Source organism: Paenibacillus sp. MT86 (genome assembly GCF_058792535.1).
Genome location: NZ_CM179499.1, coordinates 1,284,239 through 1,304,651 on the forward strand (window position 1 = coordinate 1,284,239; position 20,413 = coordinate 1,304,651).

The following is a 20,413-nucleotide window of genomic DNA, read 5'->3' on the forward strand; positions in this document are numbered from 1 at the left end:
CTTCATTCTCCATGAGGAGGTTTACTTTGTAATTCGGATGGTTTAACATCTGATTTAACAAACTATAAATTAGATAGATGTTAAATTTATATAAGGAGTTGAGTCGATAACCATGCAATTGGATAAGGTGGTCAGTTATCACAAGGCGCTCGCAGACCCGACCCGAATCAAGATGCTCATCCTGCTTGCGGAAGGCGAAATGAACGGCCAGCTTCTGGCCGAGAAGATCGGCGTCACGCCGGCTACGATTACGCACCACGCGGCGAAGCTGCGGGAAGCGAGCCTCATCAACGAACGCAGGGACAAGAACACGATCTTTTTTTCGCTGAACGATTATTTTATTAAGAACAGTGCGACAGCGACGGAGAATCTGATTTACCAAAGAGTCCGGTCCGAGGGCGTAACGGAAAGCTTGCAGGAAGAAGAACGGCGGATGAGGGATTCCGTGATCAAGAACTTCTTCACCTCCGACGGGAAGCTGAAGAGCATCCCTGCCCAGCTAAAGAAGAAACTCATCGTGCTTACGCATATGGTATCCCGGTTGGAGAAGGGACGGAAGTACAGCGAGAAGGAAATGAACGAGTTTATCAAAGAGTATCATGAAGACTTTGCGACGATCCGGAGGGAGTTTATCATGCATCACTTCATGTTCCGGGACAATGGGGTGTATGAGCTCAATCCGGAGAAGATGTGGGCACGGTGGGAGGATCTGTCCTAATGAAAGAACATTCGCCGCTAACCCATCAACGGATCGAGGATGCCAAAGCGGGGGATTTTGATGCCTACAGGATGATCGTCAACGAGTATTCCAACGCCCTGTTATCCGTTGCGTACAGCGTGCTGGGAGATTTCCACGAGGCACAGGATGCGGTGCAGGAAGCATTTCTGAAGTGCTATCGCAACCTCCATACGCTGAACGATCCAGCGAAACTGGGCAGCTGGCTGTATGCGATAACGCGCCGGACCAGCCTCGATTTTGCCAAACGAAGCAAGCAGGCTCTCCCCCTGCACGAAACGACTCCAGCATCGGACAATATCACGCCATGGCTGGAACAATATGTGATCCATGATTCCGTCTGGGAAGCCTTGCAGGGATTGGAGGAGAAGAGTAAATCCGTTGTCGTGCTGCACTACTTAAGCGAGTGGTCCATGAAAGAGATCGGACAGTTCCTTAACATGTCGGTATCTGCGGTTGAAAGCCGAATACGACGTGCCAGAGAAGTTTTGAAACAGCTTCTAGCCCGTGACTTCGAGCATTATTTCCTTACTCATCGTTTGGGGAGGGATTTCGAGCAGCAGGTCTCGGAACATGTCCTTAAGCGAGCCGGTCATTTCTATATTCCAGTCACGGATAAGGGGCAGGCCACCGCCTGGTTTATCCTGCATTTTCATCTGGGAACCAGCAGGCACGGCAATCCGGTGCTGGAATCCGGACAGGAATTGTATTTGCTCGAGTGTCAGCGCCACGCCCCGGCGGGCATGCCTGTACTCACGTTCGAAGCAGCGAGCGTTGGGGAGTTAGAGCAGCGGCTGCATCAACAGGGGATTGGAATGGAGCCGATCCGGGAAGATGCTTTATTCGGCAAATTGCTGGTATTCTACGATCCTGACGGCAATAAGTATCATGCTATTGAACCGAATTGATAAAAAAATGGCTCTCCGTGACGGAATCGGTCCGGTTCCATCGTCTATATATTGAAACCACATTGAACAAGAGGTGAATCGAATGACGATAGACAACCCATTAAACGAAGCACCCAAGCTCCAATCCTTGAACAAGCCGCTGCTAAAGAAGGTTCATTGCAATTATCTCCCGGTAAGGAATCTTCCGCTGGCGGTAAAATGGTACTCGGAGCTATTTGGCCTTACGGTGAGAAAATGCGACGATACAGGCGCCATCTTGATCTTAGGGGACGGACAGTGGTTATTCCTGCTGGAAACACTGGATAACCGAACAGCCAACTTCATAACCAACCAATGGGAAGGGGAGAATTACGAGATGTTCTCGTTAACCTTCGAGGTCGAGAATATTACGGAGCTGCATAAGCGGCTGCGGGAAAATGGAGCACAGGTCGAGCCGCTGGTAGATCACGGTTCCTGCGGATTGCAGTTCAAATTCAAGGATCCCGACGGCAACAAGTTTAATGTTTGGCAGGATGCACCCACGAGCTGACCCATCGAGCCGCAAGAATGGAAGGGCAAGCGCTGGCTTTGAATGAGTCAGAGGGCTTGCCTTTTTTTATTTCCGCGATTCCGATTGGAAACGGCGGCATCTTATGACGTCTTATGAATATTCACCCCAGGACCATCTGTCGTTTGCAGGTGGTGGTCTAATTCTCCGTTAGCGTTTACAATAGGCAATATAAGGGTTAAATGCCAAATGAGGTGATTCGATGGAATTTTACCGCTGCATGAACCATCCCGAAAGGGCAGCCGCCGCGCAGTGCACGCGATGCGGGAAGCCGGTGTGCGACGAATGCCATAATCCGGAGACGGGCCGCTGCCGCTACCGCTGCGGCGAAATGCCCCCCGCTCCCGGCATGCCCGGACGATCCAGGAACATATGGGTGACCGTGATCGTCTCCATACTAGCCATCTTGGGCGGGCTTACGCTGCTGCTGCTCGCGATTTGCGGAACGATCCTGTTTTCCTATTAAAGTACGCGTTTCGAACTCGAACAAGGTCTTATTTTCAACTCAAGTTTTCATTCAAGGAGTGGGCGGATGGAATTTCCTGTTTATTTGTACCTGGGCTCCTGGCGGATTCATCCGCATGTGTTATTTGAATCGCTGGCCTACTTTATCGGCTTTCGGGTATATTTATGGACCCGTCGGCCGAGCGGCATGACAAAGCTGATGAGCCTGCAGCTTCTGGCCGGCATCATCGCCGGGGCTGCCATTGGGGCCAAGCTGCTGTACTGGTTTGAGGATCCGGCGGCCACTTGGGAACAGCTGCGCCAATTCCATCTCCTCTGGGGTGGCAAGACGATTGTCGGCGGTCTTCTCGGCGGATTGATCGGCGTCGAGCTGACCAAACGCTGGGTGGGCTGGAAGCATTCCACGGGCGATGATTTCGTGTACCCGCTGATGCTGGGCCTGGGCCTTGGGCGAATCGGCTGTTTTCTGACCGGACTCGACGACCACACCTATGGCACGCCGACAACCTGGTTCACGGGCGTGGATTTCGGCGACGGGATCTATCGCCACCCGACTCAGCTGTATGAGATCCTCTTCCTGATCGTGCTGGCCCTGCTGCTGGTGCCGCTGTACCGCCAAAGCCGCGGCAGATCGACTCGCGAGGGCTATGTGTCCGGGCGGATGTTCCAGTGGTTCATGGCCGGGTATCTGCTGTTCCGCCTGGCGATCGAATGGATCAAGCCGACGCCGCATCCTTACCTGGGATTGAACAATATCCAGCTGGCCTGCATCGCGGGCCTCATCTATTACGCATGGCTGATCGGCGGCAGAAACCAGCTTCGCCGCTTCACGTCGGATTCCCGTCTTCCAAGCTGACCAAAGGAGTATGATTATGCCAAAAAACCGGCCTTATCTGTATCATGAACTGACGAACAGCATATGCACGACCTGTTATCGCAAAGTGGAAGCCAAGATCATCGAGGAGAACGGCATGGTGTATATGCTCAAAAGATGCCTCGTGCACGGTCCGGAAAAAGTGCTGATCGCAACCGAGGCCGAGTATTATCATCAGACGCGAAAGTTCATCAAGCCGTCCGAAATGCCGCTCGTCTGGAATACGCCGATCCGTTACGGCTGCCCTTACGACTGCGGACTGTGTCCGGACCATGAGCAGCACAGCTGCCTCACGCTGCTGGAGATTACGGATCACTGCAATCTGCAGTGCCCGATCTGCTTCGCCGAATCGTCGCCGCACCGCACCTCCTACCGGTCGCTGGCACAGATCGAATTCATGCTCGACCGGATCGTGGAGAACGAGGGGGAGCCCGACATCGTGCAGATCAGCGGCGGCGAGCCGACGACGCACCCGGATTTCTTCGACATCCTGGATATGTGCAAAAGCCGTCCCATCAAGCATATCATGGTGAACACGAACGGCATCCGCATCGCCCAGGACCGCGATTTTGCGCGGAGGCTGGCCGAGTATATGCCCGGCTTCGAGATTTACCTGCAGTTCGACAGCTTTGAGGAACATGTGCTGAAGGAGCTGAGAGGGGCCGACCTGCGGCGCATCCGCCGGCAGGCTATCGAGCACCTGAATGAATTCAACATCTCCACGACGTTGGTCGTCACGCTGAAAAAAGGGCTAAATGACGGCGAAATCGGCGACATCATTCAGTATGGGCTTCAGCAAAAGGCGGTGCGCGGCGTCACCATTCAGCCGATTCAGGCGGCGGGACGGCTGGAGGGGTATGATCCGGCAACCGATCGGCTGACCGTAAGCGAAGTCCGGCGGATGATCATCGACCAGTCCGGAGTGTTTACGGACGCGGACATTCTGCCGGTGCCCTGCCACCCGGATTGCCTCGCCATGGGTTATGCGTTGAAGCTGGGCGGGGAAGTGCTCCCGCTGACGCGGATGATCGACCCGGAAATCCTGCTTGAAGGCGACAGCAACACGATTGTATTCGAACAGGACCCGGTCATCCGGGGCAAGATGTTTGAGCTGCTGTCGACGGGCCACTCGCCGCAATCCTCGGCGCTTTCCCTGAAGAGCCTGCTCTGCTGCCTGCCGCTGGCCGCCGTGCCGGAGCAGATTACGTACGACAACGTCTTCCGGGTCATTATCATGCAGTTCCTGGATGCCCATAACTTCGATGTCCGGTCCGTCAAGAAATCCTGCGTGCATATCGTGCATCCCGACGGGCGGATGATCCCGTTCGACACCTATAACATGTTTTACCGGGATGACAAGGAAGAGCTGCTGAAGGAGCTCAAGGAAGAGGTTGCCACCGCATGGGACAGATAAGCCGTTCTAAGGAAATGTACTTCAATTCGAGCTTACATAGGGAGGCGACATTGTGCAGAACAATAGCCCTGAACCTGAGAAGGTGTCTCCGTTTCAATTGGATCAGAACATGAAGATCGATCACGTCGAAGCGGACGAATGGTTATGGTATTCCCCATTGGAAGAGCCATTCCGAGTATCCGGCTTTGCCTGGTTCGACACCGAACGCATCTATCGCAGGCTGCCCGCCGTACCTGAGGTCCCCGTCCGACCGGAGGTGGATATGCTTGCGAACTGCACATCGGGCGGTCAAATCCGCTTCCGAACGGATTCGCGGAACGTATCCGTCCGCGTGCGGTTGACGGCAGGATCCGGCATGTACCATATGCCCTCCACCGGGGAGTGCGGAGTGGATGCGTATATCGGCGGCCCGGGCGAGTGGAAACATGCAGGAACCGCCCGTTTCCAGCCAGGTCAGGCAGAGTATGAGAGCAGCCTTTTCACTGTCGAGGACCGCAAAGCACGCTCGTTCCTGCTCAACATGCCCTTATATCAGGGCGTTGAGGAGATATGGATCGGAATGGAGCCGGGAGCCGAGGTCCTTGCGCCGGAGCCCTATGATTCCAGCTCGAGAGTGGTGATATACGGAACCTCCATCACGCAAGGCGGATGCGCGTCGCGGCCCGGCATGTCGTACACGAACATCTTAAGCCGCAGGCTCCATCTGGAGTTTATCAACCTGGGCTTCTCGGGGAACGGCAAGGGAGAGCCGGAGCTTGCCGAACTGGCCGCCCAAATCTCGGAGCCGGCCTGTCTCGTGATTGATTATGAGGCGAATTGCGGAGGGACCGAAGCTTATCGTCAGACCTTGCCGCGGTATATCGAGACCTACCGGAAATTCCATCCGGAGGTTCCCATCATTCTGGTATCCCGCATCCCTCATGGAGCCGAGTCGTTCATGCCGGAATTTCGCGAAGGACGGCTTGAACGGAAAAAGTTTCAGATGGAGCTCATTCGGGAACTGACGGTGGCCGGAGACCATAACCTAACGTTTGTGGACGGATCGGATTGGTTAGGCGACGATCCCGGGGAAACGACCGTTGACGGGGTTCATCCGACGGACCTCGGCTTCAAGCTGATGGCGGACCGGCTTGAGCCTGTGCTAAGGCAAGTGATCGGCGATATGGCTGCAGCAGCAAGGCGATAGAACCGTTAACGGGGTGAACGGTTAGCGTGCTAATTAACGAAAGGCGTCATGAAACGTTCATAAGCTACAATCGTGAGAGAGCCCGTTCCAGGTTGGAACGGGCTTTTGTCTGCGCCGTCGCTGCATTCAAAAGTTTTAATTGTTTACCTAATAAATGAAATACTGCTGGCCGGCGACTTCATCCTCCGCGAATCCACCGCTTATGCAAAGAAGGTCGACTGACGTGAACCTGCGCGGCTACATTACCCGTCTATGGAAGGAGCGGCCGGCCGGACGCTTGGACCGGAAGCTGTTTGTGGTCTTTCTGTTTCTGATTATCCTGCCGATCGGACTCATCACGTATTTTGCGGCAGAGCGTTATACGGCCACCATCGAGAACAATACGGTCGCCTACGTGTCCCAGCTGTCGAGCAAAATGATGGGCAAGCTGGATGATTACGTGACCGATATGATGAAAATTTCGATCATTCCTTCGTACCTTAATGAAATTCAGTCCGGGCTCGAGATGTCCAATCGGCATTACCAGGCGGAAGGGCAGCCGAAGGAATCGGCAAGCCTGAACGAGAGCGAGCTGAAGCTCCAGATTACCCGCAAGGTCGAGCGGAGCATCTATTTCATGAACAACATCAAAGAAGGCACGAGCAACGTGTACCTGTTCGACCTTTTCGGCAACCCCTATTACGTGGTCAAAAGCGGCGGCAACCGTTCGAATCTGCAGCAGTACTATGACAACTGGCGCAAGCTGGCCACGGAGGCCGGCGGCCGGCCCGTGCTGGTCAGCACCCAGGAGATCGCCGTGTCCGCCGGCAGCAAGCAGTACATGTTCACGGTCGTCCGCGACATCATCGATAAATCGTACCATTCCATCGGCACCATTGTGGTGGATGCCAACATCGGCGTGATCGAGAACATCGTCACCGACCTGGAGGAGACGACGCACGGCACCACCTTCATTCTGGATGACAACGGGACCGTGATCTATGACAGCAAGAAGAAATATTTGTCCCGCAGCATGACCGACAATGCGGCGCTTGCCCAGGCCACCGGCAACGAAGGAAGCTTTCGCCATAAGGTCGACGGGGAGGAGCAGCTTGTCGTTTACCGGAAATCCGAGCAGACCGGCTGGCTGATCCTGATTACGGTGCCGGAGCGGCAGCTGATGCAGGATGCGCTGAAGACCCGCAAGATAACGATCGCGGCGGCTGTCGGCGTTACCAGCTTTGCCCTCATCATTTCCCTGATTCTGATCCATGCGCTGACAAGGCCGCTGCGGTCCATCGTCCATCTGATGAAGCAGGTGCAGACCGGCAAGCTGGATGTGGTGTTCCCGGTCCGAAGGAGGGACGAAGCCTCGCTGATCGGGGTCTCGTTCAACCGGATGATGGCACGCATCAAACAGCTCATCGACGATATTTACGCGATCGAGAAGCGGAAGAAGGAGGCGGAGCTGGAGCGTCTTCAGCACCAGATCAATCCGCATTTTATCTACAATACGCTGGAAACGATCCGGATGACGGCCGTCCTTCATAACGATCAGGAAGTGGGGGACATGGTTCAGCTGTTAGGGCAGCAGCTTCGTTACAGCATTCATGCCGGCAGCGAGGTCGTGGAGGTGAAGCGCGAGTGGGAGCATGTCAAAGCCTACATCGAGCTGCTGAATTACCGGTACGGCGAGCGGTTCGTGCTGACGCTGCCGGATGATCCGGGGGCTGATTCCATTCGAGTGATGAAGCTGCTGTTTCAGCCGATCATCGAGAACGCCGTCAATCACGGCTTCGACGAGAACAAAACCGTGCTGCATCTGACCATTACCTATGCCATGGATGGCATGAACCATGTGTTTACGGTTACGGATGACGGGCTGGGCATGTCGGCAGAAGCGCTTGCGAGGCTGCGCAGCATGCTCGATCAGGCGCAGTCCCCAGGAACGGACGGCCGGGGAGTCGGGCTGCGAAACGTGCACGAGCGGCTGCAGCTCCGATACGGAAGACCCTACGGCCTTACCGTAGACAGCGAGGAAGGGCGAGGAACCGCCGTTCGGATTACCTTTCCCGCGGAACATATAGAAGAACCGAGGACAGGAGGACTTGCAAATGCTTAACATCGCCGTGGTGGACGATGAAGAACGGATCAGGCTGGGGCTTGGCAAGCTGATACGGGACGCAGGCGAGCAATATCGGGTCGTAGGGACGTTTGCAAGCGGCCAGGAGCTGCTGGATCAATGGCATGAGCTCCAGCCCGACCTGGTCATTACCGATATCAAAATGCCGCAAATGAACGGGCTCCAGCTGATGGCGAATATCAAGCAGATGGCCTGCCGCACGAAATTCGCCGTGCTCAGCGGTTACAACGATTTCGAGTATGCCCGCACCGCCATGCGTCAGGGAGCGCTGGAATATTTGCTTAAGCCGGTCAACATGAAAGAGCTGCTCCGCATGCTGGAGAACGTCGACGAGCTGGTGAAGGGCGAGCAGAACGAGCGCAAGCTGGAGTCGGACGATCTGGTCAGCTTCCTGTTAGGCACGGATCAGCGAACCATGCCGGAGCATCTGTTCGAAGAAGTCTGCGACCGGCTGGATCGGAAGGCGCTGTTCCACGGACATTACGCGGTGCTCCTGCTTCGCACGTTCCCGGAGATCGCGGAAGAGAGGCTGCTGGCGTGGACGTCGGTCTGGGGGACGGAGCGGAGAATCATCGGCTGCGAAGGAGGAAGGCAAGCGATCTTGGCGTCCATCGCCGAGTCCGGCCATGCGGATATGGCGAGAGAATGGGCGGCCATGCTGCTGCAGCAGCTTCCCGCGGGCACTTCGGCGAAGCTGGGCATCAGCGGCGTATTCAGCGGGAGCCGCTGGCTCCCGCAAGCCTATAGGGAAGCCGCGAGCGTCCTGGAGCAGGCTTGGTACAGCGATGAACGGCGCAACTGCGGAGGCGAAGGCATAGCGGCGGTTCACCGGGAAGAGCGCTACCGGCTTGTCCGTTCCTTGGATAAACAGCTGCTTCCGGCGCTGCGTGCAGGCGAGTATGCACGCTTGTCGGCGGCGATGGGCACTTGGCTGGAAGAGACGGCTTCCCTGCGGCCCGGCTGGGCCGAATTGAGGGAAGCTTGCCTGACCCTGGAGTCGCATGTGGCGGAAGAGATGAAGCAGCGCGGCATTGACGCAGGGGATGCAGATTGGAACCTGGAGCCGGGGGACAGCGAGAATTGGCGTTCGTTCGCGGGCCGGCTGAAGCGCGCTGTAGAGGCTGCTGCCGGGCTTCTGGATCAAGGAAAGAGCGAGCATCGGGCTGTCGAGACGATCAAGGCCTATATTCAGCGGCATTACACCGAGGAGCTGGAGCTTCAGCACCTCGCCGACCTGGTCTATCTGACTCCGAGCTACTTGAGCAAGCTGTTCAAGACCGAAACGGGCGAGACGATTACGGACTATTGCATCGCCGTGCGAATCGAGCATGCCAAGCGGCTGCTGAAGGAGGATCACGGGCTCAAGACGTATATGGTCGGCGAACGCGTGGGCTACCCGGACCCGGCTTATTTCAATAAAGTGTTCAAAAAAATGACCGGAAAAACGCCAAAGGAGTACCGCGATTTTGTTAGGTGACTGTTATCTAAACTGAGGACAATAAAAGCAAACAAAGTCTATTATTTTTCGGGGCGCTGTCTTTTATAATGATTGAAAACGGTACCATTTCATCCAGAAAGCGAGGAAGGGAACGTGTTCAATTTCAGTTATAAAACGCAGCGCTATCTTATTCTGTTCGGTTTCCTTGCCATTCCCGTGCTCCTGTCACTGACCTTCTCTTATTATCCGGCGCTCTCGCTGTTGTATTACAGCTTGACGGACTGGTCGGGTCTCGGCTGGGATATGAACTTTATCGGCTTTGACAATTACGTCGAGATTTTTACGAAGCCCGAAGTGTTCAGCTCACTCAAGAACAATCTGTATTATCTGATCGGGGGTCTCATCCAGGTCGTCTTTGCCCTCTATTTTGCCGTTATTCTGACGGGCAAGCTGAAGGGGAGAAACGGCTTCCGGGTCGCCTTGTTCCTGCCGTACGTGCTGCACAGCGTGGCTACGGTCATCATGTTCAAGAACGTGTACCACATGGAATACGGCTCGCTGAATACGCTGCTTGGCGCGCTGGGACTCGAATCCTGGCAGCAGAGCTGGCTGGGCGATAAAGGGATCGTGAATTTTGCGCTGGCCTTCATCTCGATGTGGAAGTACATGGGGCTGAACATGGTCATCTTTATCGGGGCGCTGCAGTCGATACCGGGCGACCTGTACGAGGCGGCCTCCATCGACGGGGCATCGGGCTGGCAGAAGTTCCGTTACATTACCTTGCCTAGCATCCGGGGCGTGCTGGAGCTGATGCTGATCCTCACCTTGACGGGCGCGCTCGAAGCGTTCGATATTCCGTTCGTGATGTTACTCGGGGCGAACGATACGTCGACCTTCGTCATCAAGACGGTGGATACGGCATTCAAGTATCAGAACTTCGGACTGGCCTCGGCGATGGCGGTCGTGCTGCTGATCATCGTGCTGCTGTTCATTGTCATCCAACGGAAGCTGCTGTTCAGGGAGGAGAAGCAATCATGAGAAGGGAAGGCTCGATCGGCTTTAGGATTTTCAATTATTTCACGTTGGTTGTCGCTTTGTTCGTGGTGTTCTTCCCGATTTACTCGATCTTCGTGGGGGCGTTCAAGACCCAGGTGGAGTATTATCAATCCGGCCTAAGCTTGCCCGACAATTTCCTTAATTTCGAGAACTTCAAGCGGGTGATCGACATCGGGGATTTGGGGCTCGGATTTCGCAATATCCTGATCGTACTGGTCATTTCGGTGGTCGGCAACATCCTGTTCGGTACCATGGTCGCTTATGCGGTCGGACGGTTCGAATTCAAGATGAAAAAAGCGATCATGGGCATGTACCTGGTCGCTCAGGTCATTCCGATGGTCACGACGCAGGTGGCTACCTTCAGCGTCATCCAGAGCCTGGGAGCCTACAACACGATGTTTGCGCCGATTCTGCTGTACTTGGGAGCCGACGTGCTCCAGATCGTCATCTATCTGCAATTCGTGAACAGCATCCCGCGGGATCTGGATGAGAGCGCCATGCTGGAAGGGGCGTCCCTGTTCAAAATCTACCGTTCCATCATCTTCCCGCTGCTTGCGCCGGCTACGGCGACCCTGGTCATTCTGAAGAGCATTTCGATTTATAATGATTTTTACACGCCGTACCTGTATATGCCGAGCCAAGACCTGAAGGTGGTATCCACCGCGATTTATTCCTTCATCGGTCCGAACGCGGCGCAGCTGAACGTGATCTCGGCAGGCATTCTCATTATTTTCATTCCGACGGTCGTGTTGTTCTTGTTCATGCAGCGGTACATTTTTGCGGGGGTTACGAACGGAGCGGTCAAATAACGAACACTAGACGATGAAGAAGAGGAGACTCGATAGATGAACTCGACAAACAAGTGGACGGAAAAAGTATGCGGCATGACCTGGGGGTGGACCGGCGTACGGGGCTCCTGGACGGGACCCGAGGCGGAATTCTCCATGGAACGCATGGCGGACATGGACGTGAATTGGGTGGCCATCGCGCTGTCGGCCGTGCAGGCAACGCCGCAGTCGACGGAAATCCCGTTCCGGGAGGAACCGACGGTGACGGACGATGAGGTGCGATGGGCTATCCGCAAGGCGAAGAGCCTGGGCCTCAAGGTGTGCTTGAAGCCGGTCGTGAACGTCGCGAACGGAACGTGGCGGGCCCATATTAACTTCTTCGACGAGGAGGTTCCGGGTGAGCCGAGCTGGGCGGAATGGTTCCGCTCCTATGGGGAGTTCATTCGCCATTATGCCGAAATCGCGGAGGAAGAGCGATGCGAGATGCTGTGCGTGGGCTGCGAGATGGTGCAGGCCGACAAGCGGGACGCGGAGTGGCGGATCCTGATTGCAGATGTACGAAACGTCTACGGCGGGCTGGTGACGTATAATTGCGATAAATATCAGGAGGAGCGCGTGGGCTGGTGGGATGCGGTAGATATCATCTCCTCCAGCGGCTATTATCCGATCGACCAGTGGGAGGAGCAATTGGATCGGATCGAAGGCACGGTCCGCCGATGGAACAAGCCGTTCTTCTTCATGGAAGCCGGCTGTCCGAGCCGCGAGGGCTCCGCGGCCCGCCCGAACGATTGGTCGCTGCCCGGCGGACCGTCGGAGGAGGAGCAGCGGCAGTATTATGAAGCGATGTTCGCTGCTTGCGCCAAGCGGGAGTGGATGCAGGGGTACATGCTGTGGGATTGGCCGGCGCGGCTGTATGGCGTGGAGGAAGCGTCCCTGAATGATGATTATTGCATGTACGGCAAGTTGGCCGAGGAGACGGTGAAGACATTTTATGCGGCCAGCATCCGGGTTTAATGCAGGATCGGACGGGCGTACCGGCTCGGTGCGCAAGGCAGCTGAACATAAACATAGGGTTAACATCGCACCGCACGTTTGTTAGGACGTACGGTGCGATTTTTGCTGTCGGCTGCCGAGAAGCAGGTTATTTCGAGCCTAACAAGAAAATGATATGTTAGCATAATTTATGACAATAAAAACAAAAACAATTCATTTGTTTTGAACGTGTTAGCGATTATCATTTGAAATGTAAGCGATATCAGTAAGCGCTTCATGAAGATGCGAAGAAACGCAAGTACATTCAACGTACAGGGGGAAGACGAAATGAAAAAAAGATTTACGATGGCACTGCTTCTGCTCTTAACCGTATCATCCATTTTGGCTGCCTGCGGAGGAAATAAAACGAATAACGCAGGCACCGAGGCACCGCCGAGCGGCAGCGCCGGCAGCGAGCCGACCGAGGCATCCAGCGAAGCGGAGCTGGGCGGCAAGCTGAAGGTGTTGACGCACCGCACCGACCTGGTGAACGACGGCACGCTGGACAAATACGTGGAAGCCTTCAAAGCGAAATATCCGAAGGCGGAGATTGAATTCGAAGGATTGACCAACTATGCGACGGACATTCAGGTCCGGCTGACCACGGGCGAGGCCGGCGACGTGCTGATGATTCCGACAGGCCTTGCCACCTCGGAGTACGGCAAGTACTTTGAGCCATTGCCGGATACGATGTTCGAGGACGTTTATTTTGCGGACAATACCCTCTTCGAAGGGAAACGCTATGGAATCTCCACCGGCGTCAATACGCAAGGCATTGTATACAACAAGAAAGCGTTCCAGGCTGCAGGCGTCGACAAAGTGCCGACCACGCTGGATGAGCTGTACGCGGCCGCAGAGAAGCTGAAGGCGGCGGACATCATTCCGCTGTACATGAACTTCGGAGCCCAATGGACGATGGGCAACTGGGCGGATAACTCCGCATGGTACGTGAACGGAGATCCGCAGTTCGCTTCGAAGCAGGTCGCCGAGGAAGCGCCGTTCCAGGTGGACAATGCTTGGGGCATCCTTGCGAATATCGGACGCACCTTCGTGCAAAAGGAATGGGTAGAGAAAGACTTGTACACAAACAACTGGGAGATTTCGAAAGGCGAAATGGCTTCCGGCAAAGCCGCGATGTACTTCCTGGGCAATTGGGTGATTCCGCAGGTGATCGGCGCCGGCGCGGCTTCGGAGGACATCGGCTTCTTCCCGCTCCCGTACGATAATAGCGGCAAGTACAACGCGCCGCTCGGTTCGGATTACTTCATCGCCGTCAGCAAAGACAGCAAGAACAAAGAGCTTGCTACCGCGTGGGTCGATTTCTTCGTGAAGGAATCCGGATACGTGGAAGATTCCGGCTTCATGCCGATCATCAAATCGGCGGAGTCCTCCATCTCGCAGCTCGCCGAATTCCAATCGTTCAATCCGACCCTGATCGAGAGCGAAGCGACCGATCCGAAGTTTAACGAAATCGCCAATAAAGCACAAATCGGTATTGGTACTGGCGATTATGTTCAGGAATATATTGTGGCAGACGATCTGCAGGCTGCGTTCGACAAGCTGAATGCGAAGTGGAAGGAAGCCAAAACCGCACTGGGCTATTAATCTGGAGGAACCAGCAGGTTCAGCCGTAGTGCTGCTCGTGCTCGAGCGGCCTTATCCTGAGGTGATCAGGATAAGGCCGTTTCGTTACGAGTATAGATGGATTGAAGAGGAGGCGGATATATGAAGAGGATATTGTTGCTGGGCGATTCCATCCGGGAGGGATATGAGCCTTACGTTAGAGAAAGGCTGGCAAGCCTTGCAGAAGTCGTGGCACCGGGGGAGAACGGGCGCTTCTCGTTTTATACGCTGTGAAGGCGCTTGTGCCGATGGGCATTACGATTCATGATCTGAATGCCAGGGTCAAAGAGGATCTGAGCGGTTATTTGTCGGATGACCGCCTTCACTTGAATCAGGAAGGATACCGGATGTGCGCCGACTCGGTGGTGGAGATGCTCGGTCGCTATCTGTGACGTTTGGGCCAGGCCAATGAGCCTTAAGGCGCGAATCTATGGAATCTTTACCAAAAATGGCATAAGTCTATTATAGGTTCTAACAAATTTGTTACATCCTACTTGCGTTAAGACGATATTATAGAATAATATGAAGGGGCGCGGCTTTCATAGAGGGAACCCGCGCTTTTTTGCTATCTAACTTGCCTGGACACCTTCTTATCGGAAGCCCCCCCTGTAAGAGAGTGTTATGACGCGGAAGGCCGGCATGCCTTAAGGGTCTACAGGCTTGGGATGCGCATTTTCATATTTTCCATGTATAATAGAAGAAATCATTCAAATAGGAGCTAGGAAATGAAAAAGCTAGGAAGAAACGATCTATGTCACTGCGGAAGCGGGAAAAAGTACAAAAGATGTTGTCTTGAAAGAGATGAACGCACGGTATACGGTAAAGTCATCCAGTTCCCTGGTGCGAGAGCAGCAGATCCTAAGCTACAGGTCGATCAATTGCGGCAGATGATTAACGACAAGCTGGGATGGATGGACTGGAACGCTGATGAGCATCGTGAGCTTGCAGAGTCTGTGTTTCCTCAAATCTGCCGGGATTACGAATTGCAGGATGATCAGCAGCTGTTTCAAGTGTTCAGCCTTCTGATGGTCTGGAACAGCTTCTCCCGAGAAGCCAATCCGAAGTACCGCAAACAGGGCGGATATGCAAGTGCGTTAGAATATATAGTAACTTCATCGCTTAACATTTCAACAACGAAGTCTGATATCGCGAAGAAGCATGAGGTTTCCGTTGCTACATTGACCCGCAACAGCGGTCAGATTCAAGATTTCATGGATGGCGTAGCTGCATCCGGCGACGACGCGAACGTCGAGGATGAGGAATCCGATAGCGAAGTGGACAAGGACTTGTCCTTGGGACGCTAGCACTGCCAAAGTGAGGCTCCATAGCATGAGTGCGGCATTTGCGCATTCGGTTTCATAGCTGTGACCGCTCCCAAGTGGAGCGGTCATTTTGCGTTAATCACCCAGTCGAATTCAAAGATGTTTATACAAGTTAATCCTATGTGGTGGATTAATCAGTTTGTGATATGATTTAAAAGAGAAACGGTATTCAACGACAATAAGTTGGAGGTTGTGGCTATGAAAAAGGATAAACAATTAACCAAACTTATTAGGCTGACTGGCGAAAGAGCAAGACTTGAGGCCAAAGTAAACGAATCTTATGTTGTATATAAAGATGATTTTGGCAAACTGGTAAGGGAGTATTCTAATGGGGAGAAGGAATATGTCTCGGGAAAAGACAGTTGAACCAACAACGATGTTTGTTTTTGCCGGAAACAATGGGAGTGGGAAGAGTACGATTCGTAATCTCATCATCGACCGAATTGGGGTGAGTGTAAATATTGATCCCGATGCACTGGCTAGGCGTCTGAGCCCGGAGCAACCTGAATCAGCCCGCGTTTCAGCAGGAAAAGAGGCAATAAAATTAGCTCGAGAATGCCTACAATTTCAACGGGATTTCTCCATAGAAACGACACTCTCGGGTGGGTACGCCATTAGGCTTATGAAGGAAGCAAAAGCAAATGGTTTCCAGGTCACCATGTTTTATGTAGGCCTTGGTGATCCAAATCTTAATGTTGAACGAGTAGCCGGCAGAGTTCGTAATGGGGGTCACCACATCCCTGCCAAAGATATCATGCATCGGCATCATTCTTCTATGCAAAATCTTCTCCAATACTTGGGCCTGGTTGATCATCTACTAGTGATAGATAATAGCGCACTAAGTGGAGAAATTGTTCTGGAAGCAGAATTCGGGATAATTAAGCATAGGGAAATTAATTTGCCGAATTGGGTTTTACCTATCGTTAATCAACTGAAAGCGTTGGAAAATTAAATCAAAAAAAATTGTACTAAACAAATACCATACGCTCAAGCCGCTCCCATTCAAACGGAGCGGTCATTTTGCGTTAATCCATAAACCGGCGTTTCCGTAAGTCTGCTATCCGACCTAGGCTGAAGCTTTGCGTGAAACCGTCAGCAGCCAGCCCAATGCAATGCCGTATAACAGATGACCGGCCAGCCAGAATAGGAGGGCAGCGAGGTCAGTTAACTCCGGCGTACGGTTCGACAAAACGGTAGTCGGATACAGGAGCAGTCCTACGGCCAGACATACCAAGGAAACCCAAGACAAACTTCGCCCCCGAGGCCAGTTCTTTGACTTCAGAAAGATGGCTAGAAGAATGCTCAACAGGACGGAGATGACGAGGTGTAGCACAAACTCGATCAGTTCGGGAAGCCTCAGCTCCTTCAGGACAGGCACGTAATCGACGTTCAGGAGCAGCGTATAGACCTTCAGCGTGGTGATATGCTCGATGATCTTGAGGAACAGCCCGAGAAGAATGCCCGCCGCGATGCCTGCCCAGACCGGTCCGTTCAACCTGAATATACTCCACATGAACGACGCCCCCTTTTGTGTTCATTGTATAATACCTGTCGATCCGATGTGAAACGAATATTCGCTGTGCAACATTGGAACGAATCGAGCGAGTACGAGGGCAGGCAGATATATGTACATGAGTATTTTGCAGTAATCTAAGCCCTTGCTACGCAAGGATTTTCAGGCATAAAAAAGGGACTTTACCCCAACTTGCAGAAGTTTTCAAGAGACCAATCCAGAAAACTCAAGAAGGGGTAAAGTCTCTTGTATATTCTCCAAGAAAGTCTGTTTTCCTTTGAGGAACTGCTAAAAATCGAGTCAAAAGATCGTTTGCCGATCTTTTTCAGTGTGCTGGACCTCCGTCCTTACGCGAAAGAACTGAGAAGTCGTTCACCCCGAGGAGCCGACGGGCATTGCAGAGAAGGCATTTTGCGCGCCCTTCTTGCTGCTCCTCTAGAACGTATCCAGACATTTACTGGTTTACATCATCGACTGAGTACCGATCTTAGGTTTCGCTATCAATGCGGACTTCCACTCGACCGCGAGGCTCCATCCATCGCTACATTAAGCAGAGTCTTTGCCGAGCTGACGAAGAAAGAGCTGGCCAAACAGTTGTTCGAAGACTTGGTCAATCGCTGCAAGCAAGACGGCATCATCGACGGAAATCATGTTGCGATCGACAGTGCCTCGATTCACGCTTACGAAAAGAAGCAGCCTAAGCGAAAAAGCGAGCAAACGGGCAATGCGAACTGGGGAGCGAAGTTCGACTCCTTCGGTAATAAAGTGACTTGGTTCGGCTATAAGCTCCACTTGGCGGTGGATACGAAAAGCGAACTTCCACTTGCGCTCGAAGTCACGCCAGCGCATGTGAATGATGGAGAAATGGCGCCGAGCCTGATTGAGAAGGTTGCTGTCGATAAACGCACGAGATTCTTCATGCTTGATGCGGGCTATGACCAAATGAAAGTGTACGAAGCGGCTCGAAAGGTGAACGCTCAAGCCATTATTCCTCTCAATCCTCGGGGAGAAAAAGAACCGCCCGCTGGCATGACGACAAACGGAACACCCTGCTGTACGATGGGGTTCGCGATGACTTACTGGGGCGCCGACGGCGATTACTTGAAGTTTCGTTGTCCGCATGCCACAGGCAAAGTAGATTGCCCGTTAGGCATGGCCACTTGCTCAGCGTCCAACTATGGCATGGTCGTCAAAGTCGATACGAAGGACGATCTAAGGCGATATAGTAATCCGCATCGCGATACCAAGCGCTGGAAAGAGCTTTACAATGAACGAACCAGCGTGGAACGGTGCAATTCTCGAATGAAAACGTATTTGTCCGCGGATAGCCTGCATGTCTGGGGCGTTCAAAAAGTCACTACGCAGCAGTATTTGAACGCCATCGTCCTACTCGTATCTGCGCTCTCAACTGCTTCGAGAAGAAAGCAAGCCGCCGCTTAAAAAGTTCAAACTTCAAAAATTCTGGAGGTCTGTCCTTTTTCAGAAAACGCGTGATTTAGAGACGAGACAATGTCTGTTCTTCCTATGATTTATCCAAATTCGGAATTATGCAAAATGCTCACATATAAAATAACCGGATTCCTCCTCCATATACGGGGGAAAATTCCGGTTATTCGCGTCCTCTGTTATTTCACACGGCGCTTTGCAGCAGCAGGGAGCCGGGCAGTTCGATCCGGTATCCTTTGACAAGATGTTCGCCGTTGAACGTATCCGTGTCGTATGCCCGCTCAAAGCCGAGCCGCTCGTAAAGCTTCACCGCAGAGGCCATCATGTCGGAGGTATGAAGATTCAGTGTGGTTGAGCCGAGCTGGATCGATCTGCGGGCAGCCTCTTGAATCAGAAGTGTGGCAATGCCTCGTCCCCGGAAACCTGGAGATACGGCAAGAAGACGGATAATGGGGGAGTGAATTCCCATTTCCGGTTTTCCGTAAGCGTCCTCCGAGGAGAGGAAGAGCTGGACGCTGCCGACGATTTCCCCGGCAAGCTCGGCGACGATCCGGGCATGCGGCGCATGGCTGTACGCGGAATTCCTGATGGAATCCCGATACTCCTCCCATCGTTCCGTTGACAGATCGAAGGCATACTGCTGATAAGATTCCAGCATCACAGCCGCAACAGCCTCGCATTCCCAATCATGTGCATCCCGTACGATCACTTCTTGCATTGAATTCATCGCTACCACTCCTTTTTACGGTGTTTATAACTTCAGAGGATACGGTCATATCCTGATAAGGTGAGATTAGTATAGCAGTTTATCTCATTAATCACATCGGAATACAAATAACATTAATCCCCTCATTAAAAAAATCTATAAGCATATTTGGATTGACAATAATTTGCCAACTGCCTAAGATAAGGATAATTTATAAGGAAATTGCGGTCATAAAACCACCTATATTCATTGGAATAGTAAGTATAATAGTAATAATAATATCATGATGTTTCCGGAGGTGTTAGCTTGAACATCGAAAATATCGAGGCTTTTGTCTACATCCATCACTACGGCAGCTTCAATAAGGCGGCAGACGTCCTGTTTCTGTCCCAGCCGACGGTGACCGCACGCATCCAGTCGCTGGAGAGAGAGCTTGACTGCAGGCTGTTCGACCGTTTAGGTAAACAGATTCATCTGACCGACAAAGGCAAACAATTTCTTCCCTATGCTCAGCAAATCCTCCAAACCTTCCAAAAAGGGAAGCACCACCTTCAATCGAAAGCATCCATGCCCAATGAGCTCAGAATCGGAAGCACGGTTTCGGTATCCAATTACTTAATGCCTAATCTGCTTATGGTGCTCAACCGCCGGTTTCCCGAGATGAACTTCAAGCTGACAACAGGTCCTACAGAAGAGTTGGCCGGCAAACTATCATCTAAGGACATCGATCTGGCTTTCGTTCGCAAGCTGATGAATCCGGCGTTTCAATCCTATCCGTTCTTCGAAGACCCCATCCGCCTGTACGTATATAAGGATCATCCCCTCGCTGCGGCCGGGAGAGCCTCCATTCGGGATATTCGGCGCGAGACGCTGGTCTTCTTCGAATGCGGTTCGCTGGACTGGCTGCGGATTCACCGGGCATTCGAAAGTCTGGAACAGCCGCCGAACATCGTGTTTCAGGTGGATAATTCCGAGACGGCGAAGAAGCTCGTGCTGGGGCGGGCGGGGATCTGCTTTCTACCGGGGCTGTGCGCTCAGCAGGAGGCAGCCGAGGGAAGTTTGATTCCCGTGGATATTGCCGAAACGGCAGGCATTTCCCTGCAGACCCATCTCATCTCCTTGAACGGGCAGAATAATGAGTTTCTGGATTCCTTGCTGGAGCTCGGTCGGGAATTGTCCTATTGATGATTTACATGGATGAATAGAAAAACTCTATTAGACGCGTTTTCCAAATCGC

At 53.1% G+C, this 20,413-nt stretch carries 22 protein-coding genes; 20 read left to right on the top strand and 2 right to left on the bottom strand.

From position 1 onward, the window contains the following. Positions 1-112: 112 nt before the first annotated feature. From AC3RCL_RS05475 to AC3RCL_RS05560, 18 genes are all read left to right on the top strand, one after another. The gene (locus AC3RCL_RS05475) at positions 113-718 is read left to right on the top strand and encodes a DUF2087 domain-containing protein (protein WP_492534755.1); all 606 of its coding nucleotides are present in this window, start codon (positions 113-115) and stop codon (positions 716-718) included. Next, positions 718-1,644: a sigma-70 family RNA polymerase sigma factor gene (locus AC3RCL_RS05480; RefSeq protein ID WP_492534756.1), complete on the top strand. Its 927-nt coding sequence runs from the start codon at positions 718-720 to the stop codon at positions 1,642-1,644. Before AC3RCL_RS05475 ends, AC3RCL_RS05480 begins: the two co-directional genes overlap by 1 nt. Positions 1,645-1,726: 82 nt before the next feature. Further along, on the top strand, positions 1,727-2,173 hold the full coding sequence (locus AC3RCL_RS05485; protein ID WP_096775082.1) for a VOC family protein: 447 nt from the start codon (positions 1,727-1,729) through the stop codon (positions 2,171-2,173). Positions 2,174-2,393: 220 nt separating this feature from the next. Then, positions 2,394-2,657 carry a hypothetical protein gene (locus AC3RCL_RS05490; RefSeq protein WP_009593178.1) on the top strand — a complete coding sequence of 88 codons (264 nt, stop codon included), beginning with the start codon at positions 2,394-2,396 and terminating at the stop codon, positions 2,655-2,657. A 66-nt stretch (positions 2,658-2,723) separates the two neighbouring features. Then, the gene (locus tag AC3RCL_RS05495) at positions 2,724-3,512 is read left to right on the top strand and encodes a prolipoprotein diacylglyceryl transferase family protein (RefSeq protein ID WP_492534757.1); all 789 of its coding nucleotides are present in this window, start codon (positions 2,724-2,726) and stop codon (positions 3,510-3,512) included. A 16-nt stretch (positions 3,513-3,528) separates the two neighbouring features. After that, a complete protein-coding gene (locus AC3RCL_RS05500) occupies positions 3,529-4,944 on the top strand; it encodes a radical SAM protein (protein WP_192569583.1) in 1,416 nt (471 codons plus the stop codon). A gap of 52 nt (positions 4,945-4,996) precedes the next feature. Next, positions 4,997-6,130, top strand: coding sequence for an SGNH/GDSL hydrolase family protein (locus AC3RCL_RS05505; RefSeq protein WP_492534759.1), 1,134 nt, complete (start codon positions 4,997-4,999; stop codon positions 6,128-6,130). Between the two features lie 223 nt (positions 6,131-6,353). Further along, the gene (locus tag AC3RCL_RS05510) at positions 6,354-8,231 is read left to right on the top strand and encodes a cache domain-containing sensor histidine kinase (protein ID WP_492534761.1); all 1,878 of its coding nucleotides are present in this window, start codon (positions 6,354-6,356) and stop codon (positions 8,229-8,231) included. Next, positions 8,224-9,729, top strand: coding sequence for a response regulator (locus tag AC3RCL_RS05515; RefSeq protein WP_492534762.1), 1,506 nt, complete (start codon positions 8,224-8,226; stop codon positions 9,727-9,729). The genes AC3RCL_RS05510 and AC3RCL_RS05515 overlap by 8 nt, the downstream gene beginning before the upstream one ends. A 114-nt stretch (positions 9,730-9,843) precedes the next feature. Continuing rightward, positions 9,844-10,728: a carbohydrate ABC transporter permease gene (locus AC3RCL_RS05520; protein WP_009593160.1), complete on the top strand. Its 885-nt coding sequence runs from the start codon at positions 9,844-9,846 to the stop codon at positions 10,726-10,728. Beyond that, entirely contained in the window at positions 10,725-11,555 is an 831-nt protein-coding gene (locus tag AC3RCL_RS05525) for a carbohydrate ABC transporter permease (protein ID WP_192569581.1), read from the top strand. Before AC3RCL_RS05520 ends, AC3RCL_RS05525 begins: the two co-directional genes overlap by 4 nt. Before the next feature lie 36 nt (positions 11,556-11,591). After that, on the top strand, positions 11,592-12,548 hold the full coding sequence (locus AC3RCL_RS05530) for a glycoside hydrolase family 113 (RefSeq protein ID WP_492534763.1): 957 nt from the start codon (positions 11,592-11,594) through the stop codon (positions 12,546-12,548). Positions 12,549-12,854: 306 nt separating this feature from the next. Continuing rightward, complete coding sequence (locus tag AC3RCL_RS05535) at positions 12,855-14,171, top strand: ABC transporter substrate-binding protein (RefSeq protein ID WP_492534764.1); 1,317 nt, start codon at positions 12,855-12,857, stop codon at positions 14,169-14,171. 120 nt (positions 14,172-14,291) lie between these two features. Next, complete coding sequence (locus AC3RCL_RS05540; RefSeq protein WP_426198846.1) at positions 14,292-14,423, top strand: hypothetical protein; 132 nt, start codon at positions 14,292-14,294, stop codon at positions 14,421-14,423. Positions 14,424-14,437: 14 nt separating this feature from the next. Continuing rightward, complete coding sequence (locus tag AC3RCL_RS05545) at positions 14,438-14,581, top strand: SGNH/GDSL hydrolase family protein (protein WP_235613143.1); 144 nt, start codon at positions 14,438-14,440, stop codon at positions 14,579-14,581. Positions 14,582-14,914: 333 nt separating this feature from the next. Further along, positions 14,915-15,493, top strand: coding sequence for a YecA family protein (locus AC3RCL_RS05550; RefSeq protein WP_426198844.1), 579 nt, complete (start codon positions 14,915-14,917; stop codon positions 15,491-15,493). A 216-nt stretch (positions 15,494-15,709) separates the two neighbouring features. Then, positions 15,710-15,877, top strand: a complete 168-nt coding sequence (locus AC3RCL_RS05555; protein WP_175495194.1) for a hypothetical protein — start codon at positions 15,710-15,712, stop codon at positions 15,875-15,877. Continuing rightward, a complete protein-coding gene (locus tag AC3RCL_RS05560) occupies positions 15,855-16,463 on the top strand; it encodes an ATPase (RefSeq protein ID WP_071221326.1) in 609 nt (202 codons plus the stop codon). The genes AC3RCL_RS05555 and AC3RCL_RS05560 overlap by 23 nt, the downstream gene beginning before the upstream one ends. A 114-nt stretch (positions 16,464-16,577) precedes the next feature. Here the strand turns inward: AC3RCL_RS05560 and AC3RCL_RS05565 are convergent, their stop codons facing one another. Further along, positions 16,578-17,024: a hypothetical protein gene (locus tag AC3RCL_RS05565; RefSeq protein WP_492534767.1), complete on the bottom strand. Its 447-nt coding sequence runs from the start codon at positions 17,022-17,024 to the stop codon at positions 16,578-16,580. Between the two features lie 246 nt (positions 17,025-17,270). Here AC3RCL_RS05565 and AC3RCL_RS05570 point away from each other — a divergent pair, with 246 nt between their 5' ends. Then, entirely contained in the window at positions 17,271-18,464 is a 1,194-nt protein-coding gene (locus tag AC3RCL_RS05570) for a transposase (protein ID WP_028407136.1), read from the top strand. 190 nt (positions 18,465-18,654) lie between these two features. On the opposite strand, the gene AC3RCL_RS05575 is transcribed toward AC3RCL_RS05570, so the two are convergent. Further along, complete coding sequence (locus AC3RCL_RS05575; RefSeq protein ID WP_426198841.1) at positions 18,655-19,197, bottom strand: GNAT family N-acetyltransferase; 543 nt, start codon at positions 19,195-19,197, stop codon at positions 18,655-18,657. Between the two features lie 285 nt (positions 19,198-19,482). Here AC3RCL_RS05575 and AC3RCL_RS05580 point away from each other — a divergent pair, with 285 nt between their 5' ends. Next, positions 19,483-20,361, top strand: coding sequence for a LysR family transcriptional regulator (locus AC3RCL_RS05580; RefSeq protein ID WP_426198839.1), 879 nt, complete (start codon positions 19,483-19,485; stop codon positions 20,359-20,361). Positions 20,362-20,413 lie beyond the last annotated feature (52 nt).